The sequence below is a fragment of the Paraburkholderia sp. genome, assembly GCF_035501035.1.
GTDB lineage: Bacteria > Pseudomonadota > Gammaproteobacteria > Burkholderiales > Burkholderiaceae > Paraburkholderia.
In genome coordinates, this window is the sequence record NZ_DATJWR010000077.1 from 26,956 (window position 1) to 33,038 (window position 6,083).

Annotated in this window: 8 protein-coding genes; 5 read left to right on the forward strand and 3 right to left on the reverse strand. The window is 67.8% G+C overall.

The genetic code is table 11. From position 1 onward, the window contains the following. Positions 1-240: 240 nt before the first annotated feature. The gene (locus tag VMJ11_RS05485) at positions 241-558 is read right to left on the reverse strand and encodes a PsiF family protein (protein WP_325617731.1); all 318 of its coding nucleotides are present in this window, start codon (positions 556-558) and stop codon (positions 241-243) included. 205 nt (positions 559-763) lie between these two features. On the opposite strand from VMJ11_RS05485, the gene VMJ11_RS05490 reads away from it, so the two are divergent. Next, entirely contained in the window at positions 764-1,060 is a 297-nt protein-coding gene (locus tag VMJ11_RS05490) for a YciI-like protein (protein WP_325617733.1), read from the forward strand. 66 nt (positions 1,061-1,126) lie between these two features. Here VMJ11_RS05490 and VMJ11_RS05495 read toward each other — a convergent pair whose 3' ends face one another. Continuing rightward, a complete protein-coding gene (locus VMJ11_RS05495) occupies positions 1,127-1,822 on the reverse strand; it encodes a phosphoribosyltransferase (protein ID WP_325617735.1) in 696 nt (231 codons plus the stop codon). 468 nt (positions 1,823-2,290) lie between these two features. Here VMJ11_RS05495 and VMJ11_RS05500 point away from each other — a divergent pair, with 468 nt between their 5' ends. Next, a complete protein-coding gene (locus VMJ11_RS05500; RefSeq protein WP_325617737.1) occupies positions 2,291-2,512 on the forward strand; it encodes a hypothetical protein in 222 nt (73 codons plus the stop codon). A 30-nt stretch (positions 2,513-2,542) separates the two neighbouring features. Here the strand turns inward: VMJ11_RS05500 and VMJ11_RS05505 are convergent, their stop codons facing one another. Next, positions 2,543-3,400: a LysR substrate-binding domain-containing protein gene (locus VMJ11_RS05505; protein WP_325617739.1), complete on the reverse strand. Its 858-nt coding sequence runs from the start codon at positions 3,398-3,400 to the stop codon at positions 2,543-2,545. 131 nt (positions 3,401-3,531) lie between these two features. Between VMJ11_RS05505 and VMJ11_RS05510 the strand changes: the two genes are divergently transcribed. The 3 genes from VMJ11_RS05510 to VMJ11_RS05520 all read left to right on the forward strand — a co-directional run. Then, positions 3,532-4,692: a 2-aminoethylphosphonate--pyruvate transaminase gene (locus VMJ11_RS05510; protein ID WP_325617742.1), complete on the forward strand. Its 1,161-nt coding sequence runs from the start codon at positions 3,532-3,534 to the stop codon at positions 4,690-4,692. 88 nt (positions 4,693-4,780) lie between these two features. Continuing rightward, the gene (gene phnX / locus VMJ11_RS05515) at positions 4,781-5,584 is read left to right on the forward strand and encodes a phosphonoacetaldehyde hydrolase (protein ID WP_325617744.1); all 804 of its coding nucleotides are present in this window, start codon (positions 4,781-4,783) and stop codon (positions 5,582-5,584) included. Positions 5,585-5,797: 213 nt separating this feature from the next. Beyond that, positions 5,798-6,083, forward strand: a 286-nt coding sequence (locus VMJ11_RS05520) for a YnfA family protein (RefSeq protein ID WP_325617746.1), incomplete at its 3' end; no start/stop codon positions are given.

Below are 6,083 nucleotides of genomic sequence, written 5' to 3' on the forward strand. Positions count from 1 at the left end.
TTCTTCTGGGATAAAGGGGGCGCCGCTGCAGCCATCATAGGAGAAAAACGGCGCGGCCGAATGCCGGGGATTGTCGGGGAACGCACGTCCGCACGATGATTCGCACACCGGACGAGACACGCGAACGGCACATCGAGGAACGCTGCGGCGCACAAAACGCCGCGTCAAAAAAGAAAACGCCGCAGCAAACGCTGCGGCGTGCGGATCCTGCGCGTGGAAGAGGGTTTGGGAGCGGGGCGTTCAGCTCTTCGTCGAGAGGCACTGCTTCATGAACGCTTTGCGGTCGTCGCCTTTCTTGTCGCCGGCCTGCGCGTTGCACGCCTTCATCCGATCCTGCTGGCTCATCGTCGGCGCCGGCGTACCCGTGGCCGAGAGGCACTGCTTCATGAACGCCTTGCGGTCGTCACCCTTCTTGTCGCCGGCCTGGGCGTTGCACGCCTTCATCTTGTTCTGCTGGCTGTTCGCCGGCGCCGATGCCGGCGCGGCGGTCTGCGCGAATGCCGGCGCAGCCAGCACGCCGCCCAGCACGATTGCAGCCATGATGGATTGCATTTTCATCGTTCACTCTCTTGGATTTGGACGTTGTCGCCGGCTGTGCGGCGAAGCCGTGGCTACCTGGTGCGGCTTGCGCGGTCATCATTATGGCAAAGCCTCTGCTAAAACGACGTGGCGCAGTGTTCGGTTGACGCGCGCGCTGCTGCACAATGTCCGCTATCGGCTGGCGCCAGGTTCCACTGCGGCCGCTACAGAACGGAGAACGCCCATGCATTACCTGTTGATGTACGAACTCGCCGACGACTATCTCGAACGCCGCCCCGAGCACCGCAATGCGCATCTGGCGCTCGCGTGGGCTGCCGCCGAACGCGGGGAGTTGCTGCTCGCGGGCGCGATAGCGGAGCCCGTCGACAACGCGCTGCTGCTCTTCCAGGGCGACAGTCCGGTAGCCGCCGAAGCCTTTGCGCGCGCCGATCCCTATGTGCTCTCGGGGCTCGTGAAGCGCTGGCGTGTGCGCCCGTGGCAGACCGTGGTGGGCGAGCACGCCTCGAACCCGGTGCGATAACCGTGGCTCTGGCGCGTGACATGAGCGCCGGCAGCGTGGGCGCAAAAGCACGAGGGGTGGCGCGGGTCACGCGTTCGCGCCGTTGCTCGAGCTGTCGTTCGCGTCGTCGTGCGTATTCTCAGACGCGGCCCGCTCGAGCAGGTCGCGCACCGTCTCGTCGCTGACCTGGTCGAAATCGCCATAGAACTGGCCGACGGCATGGAACGCCGTGGGCATGCGCACGCAGACGAATTCGTCCACGGTCCCGCGCAGCCGGTCCTGCGAGCCCGCGGGCGCGACAGGCAACGCGGCGACGATACGCGCAGGGCCGAGTGTAGCGAGCGCGCGCGCCGCCGCCCTGAGCGATGCGCCGGTGGCCATGCCGTCGTCGACGACGATCGCCACGCGGCCCGCCACCGCGAGCGGGGCGCGCTCGCCACGATAGCGTGCCTCGCGGCGGCCAAGCTCGATACGCGCGAGCGCCATTGCGCTTTGCAGCTGCGCCTCGCTCACGCCGGCCGTGCGCACGAGCGCGGCGTCCACGTACTGCGCGCCGTTCGACGACAGCGCGCCCATCGCCAGTTCGGGCTGCCACGGCACGCCGAGCTTGCACACGGGCATCACGTCGAGTGCGACCCGCAGCGCTCGTGCGACTTCATAGCCCACCGGCACGCCGCCTCGCGGCAGTGCGAGCACGACGACGTCGCGTCTGTCGGCGTAGGCCGAGAGCTGGGCGGCGAGCAGACGGCCCGCTTCGCGGCGATCCGTAAAGGGGCGTTCCATGAAGGACTCCTGTCGACCCGAGTCGGGCTTTGGCCCTTACTCTGATCCCATGCAAAGCTGTGGACGAGAGTGGGTGCCTGGCACTGAATCCGCGCTCATGCACTGCTCTTGCTCTCGTCCCATGTAACGCTGTCGGCCAGAGTCGGGGCATGAGCCGCTTACCGCGGTACTCCGGTGCAATGCAAAGCGGTCAGCCGGAATTGGCGTAAAGCACTGACTCCGGGTGCACGCGAAGCGGAACGATTCGTCCAGTTTGCCACGCGTGGCCATATGCCGGTGGGAAAGCGGGCGTGTGAAAAGGCTCGCTCCAATCAGGGCGCATGAGTGTGGTGCCCGCACATCCCGCATCCCACGGCCAGCACCAACCATTGGCACACCGTCCTCATTTGCATACGCGGATTTCTCGTTTGGCGCGAGCGCGCCGCCTCGTTACGATGAAGTCGATCCCGCCACCGACGAGGACCCGATATGTCCGAATCCGCCTCCTTCAAGCCGCGCGTCGTCGAACCCGTCGTGCCCGATGCGCCCGACGGGCTCGGGCTCGCCGTCGAACTGTGGCTCGCGCGCCCGGTCGAGGGCATCGCGGGGCACGCATTGCGCATCCATCTGCGCCATGGCGCGCGCATGGAACAGGCCGAAACGCTGCGCGACCTGCTGCACGCCGTCGGCGCGGAAATCGTCGTGTCCTGAGAACGGTCGCAGGACACAATCAGTCGGCGCCTAGTCGAGCGCGGTTGCAAAAAGCGCGTCGAGCAGATTCGAAGACGAGGTATCGGCGAGCCGCGTGAGCGATTCGATCATGCGCACCTGACAGTCCACGAGCGGCAGCATGCGAATGCGCCGCGACTCGCCGAATTCCGCGTGCGCGATCACGCCCACGCCCACACCCTGTGCGATGGCCGTCTGCAGCGCTTCGCGGCCGTCGACGTAGAGCACGGGCTGCACCTGCAGCCCTTTGCGCACGAGTTCCGCTTCGAGCAACTGCTGCGTGACCGAGTGCGTCTCGCGAAACACCATCGGTTCGCGCACGAGTTCCTCGTAAGTCATGCGCCGCTTTTTCGCGGCGGGACTGTCGGCCGGCACGACCGCGACGAGCGGTTCCTCGCGCAACACGCGCGCCTGCAGGCGACTGTGCACCTGGCGCGCCGCCGTGATGGCGGCGTCGGCTTCGCTCGCCAGCACGCGGCGCATGCACTCGGCCGCGTTCGCGATCGAGAGCTTGATTACCACGCCCGGATAGCGCCGCCTGAACGCGCCGATCAGCTTGATGGCGAGATCGGGGGCGTCGGCGACGAGCGCGATCTCGCCCGATTCAAGCGCACCCGCTGCTTCGAGCAGGCGCCGCGCGTCGCGCTCGCAACCCACCATCTGACGCGTCACCGCAAAAAGCCGCCGCCCGAGTTCGGTGAGCTCGACGCCGCGCGGCGCGCGCTCGAAGAGCTTGACCCCGAAATCCTGCTCGAGCCGCCGCACGTGGTCCGACACGGCGGGCTGCGTGAGCGAGAGCGCCTGCGCGGCGCGCGAGAATCCGCCGTGCTCGGCGACGGCGTGAAAGGCACGCAATTGCGCGTATTGCATGACGAAGCTCCCCCCCGGGTAATATCGATAAGTCAGGCTTATACCGACATCAATTATATCGATTTTACCGATAGACGGCGCTGCGCTAACGTGTCGGCACTGATTGTTTGGACCTGCCCACCGGAGCCTGCATGACTACCCCCGCCGAGCCGTATCTCCTGACCCCTGGACCGCTCACGACCGCAGCCTCGACCAAGGCCGCGATGCAGCGCGATTGGGGCTCGTGGGACGCCGACTTTCGCGCCATGACCGCGCAACTGCGCCGGGCGCTGCTCGAAATCGCAGGGAACGAGGCGGGCGAGTACGACTGCGTACCGCTGCAGGGCAGCGGCAGCTACTGTGTCGAGGCGATGCTCGGCAGCTTCGTGCCGCGCGACGGCCACGCCCTCGTGCTCGCCAACGGTGCGTACGGCAAGCGCATCGCCACGACGCTCGGCTATCTCGGCCGCAAGCACACGGTGCACGACACCGGCGACTACCTGCCGCCGCGCGCAGCGGACGTCGAGCGCCTGCTTGTCGCGAACCCGGACATCACGCATGTGGTCGCGGTGCACTGCGAGACGAGCTCGGGCATCCTGAACCCCATCGAGGAGATCGCCGCCGTGACGGCCCGCCAGGGCCGGCGTCTGTTGATCGATTCGATGAGCGCGTTCGGCGCCGTGCCGCTCGACGTGCGCACGCTGCCGTGCGATGCGTTCGTTTCGTCGGCGAACAAGTGCATCGAGGGCGTGCCGGGCTTTGGCTTCGTGATCGCGAAGAAGCAGGTGCTGCAAGACGCGAAAGGCGTGAGCCACTCGCTCTCGCTCGACCTGCACGACCAGTGGGACGTCATGAACCGCACCGGCCAGTGGCGCTTCACGCCGCCCACGCATGCGGTGGCCGCATTCATCGAGGCGCTGCGCCTGCACGCGCTCGAAGGTGGTCAGCCCGGGCGCCTCGCGCGCTATGCGCGCAATCGCGACGTGCTCGTCGAGGGCATGCACGCTCTCGGCTTCGAGCCGCTGCTCACCGAAGGCTGGCGCTCGCCCATCATCGTCACGTTCTTTTCGCCTGCCGATCCGGCATTCGACTTCGCGCGCTTCTACGACCTCATGAAGGCGCAGGGTTTCATCATCTATCCGGGCAAGCTCACGAGTGTGGAGAGCTTCCGCATCGGCTGCATCGGCGCGCTCGACGAAACGGTCATGCGCCGCGTGGTGGCCGCCTGCGGCGAGGCGCTGCGCACGCTCGGCGTGGCGAGCGCCGCACCCACGCCGGCCGACCTCGGCGCGCGCGAGGCGCTCGCCGCTTGAACACGTTTGAGCCCGCTCGAGCCTCGTTCGCGGACAAGCGCATCACGAACAGACTTCACACCATCGATTTATTGGCAGGATGCATGTAATGAAACACGTCAAGGCAGTGATCTTCGACTGGGCCGGCACCGTAGTCGACTACGGTTCGCGCGCGCCAATGGGCGCATTCGTCGAGACCTTCGAGGAATTCGGCGTGCCGATCACGATCGAAGAGGCCCGCGGCCCGATGGGCATGGCCAAGCGTCCGCATATCGCGGCGCTGCTCGCGCTGCCGCGCGTCGCGGCGGCGTGGGAGGCGCGCTACGGCCACGCGCCGGGCGAGGCCGACATCGATGCCGTGTACGACGTCTTCGTGCCGAAGAACATCGCCGTGGCCGCGCAGTACAGCGACGTGATCCCGGGCGTCGCCGCCGTGACGGCCGCGCTGCGCGCCGAGGGCGTGCGTATCGGCTCGACCACGGGCTACACGCGCGAGATCATCGACCAGATCGTGCCCGGCGCGGCGGCGCAGGGCTTCGAGGCGGATAGCATCGTCTGCACGGGCGACACGCCCGAGGGCCGGCCGTCGCCATACATGATCTACCGCACGCTGCCGCAGCTCGGCGTGTGGCGTGCGCGCGAGGCGATCAAGGTGGACGACACCGAAGTCGGCATCGAGGAGGGTATCAACGGCGGGACGTGGGCGGTTGGTGTCGCCGTGAGCGGCAACGCGTTCGGGCTGACCGAAGCGGAAGTCCATGCGCTCGCGCCGGACGAGTTCGCGCGCCGCCGCGAAGCGGCCGTGGAGCGCCTGCGCGCGGCCGGCGCGCACTACGTGATCGACAGCGTCGCCGACCTGCTGCCGGTGGTGAACGAGATCGACGCGCGGCTTGCGCGTGGCGAGCGGCCCTGAGCCGCGGGGGCGAGTGTCGGAGTGGCGAGTACGCGAGGCTCGATATTTGAGTGATCGAGGCTCGGGTGCTCGAAGTCGGAGTGCCAGAAACGGCGCCGGCGTGGCGGGTGCGTGGCGCATGCGTTCGCGGCCCGCGCCGTTTTGTGCGAGGCCCGTGCGGGTTGCCGCGCGGCCTGCGCTACCATGGGCGCCCCGCATGCCTGAGCGCCGCCCATGAAGACGTTCCTGCTTTTCGTCGTGACCGCGCTTGCCGAGATCATCGGCTGCTACCTGCCTTACCGTTGGCTGCGCGAAGGCGCGAGCGCGTGGCTCATCGTGCCCGCCGCAGCCTCGCTCGCGCTCTTCGCGTGGCTGCTCGCGCTGCACCCCACGGCCGCCGGACGCACCTATGCGGCCTACGGCGGCGTCTATGTCTGCGTCGCGATCCTGTGGCTGTGGGCCGTCGAGGCCATCCGGCCGAGCGCATGGGACTGGGCCGGCATCGCCTTCGCGCTGGCCG

Excerpts from the sequence above, each read along its gene's own strand:
- VMJ11_RS05485 (WP_325617731.1), bottom strand. The coding sequence starts at position 558 with ATGAAAATGCAATCCATCATGGCTGCAATCGTGCTGGGCGGCGTGCTG.
- VMJ11_RS05490 (WP_325617733.1), top strand. The coding sequence starts at position 764 with ATGCATTACCTGTTGATGTACGAACTCGCCGACGACTATCTCGAACGC.
- VMJ11_RS05495 (WP_325617735.1), bottom strand. The coding sequence starts at position 1,822 with ATGGAACGCCCCTTTACGGATCGCCGCGAAGCGGGCCGTCTGCTCGCC.
- VMJ11_RS05500 (WP_325617737.1), top strand. The coding sequence starts at position 2,291 with ATGTCCGAATCCGCCTCCTTCAAGCCGCGCGTCGTCGAACCCGTCGTG.
- VMJ11_RS05505 (WP_325617739.1), bottom strand. The coding sequence starts at position 3,400 with ATGCAATACGCGCAATTGCGTGCCTTTCACGCCGTCGCCGAGCACGGC.
- VMJ11_RS05510 (WP_325617742.1), top strand. The coding sequence starts at position 3,532 with ATGACTACCCCCGCCGAGCCGTATCTCCTGACCCCTGGACCGCTCACG.
- phnX (WP_325617744.1), top strand. The coding sequence starts at position 4,781 with ATGAAACACGTCAAGGCAGTGATCTTCGACTGGGCCGGCACCGTAGTC.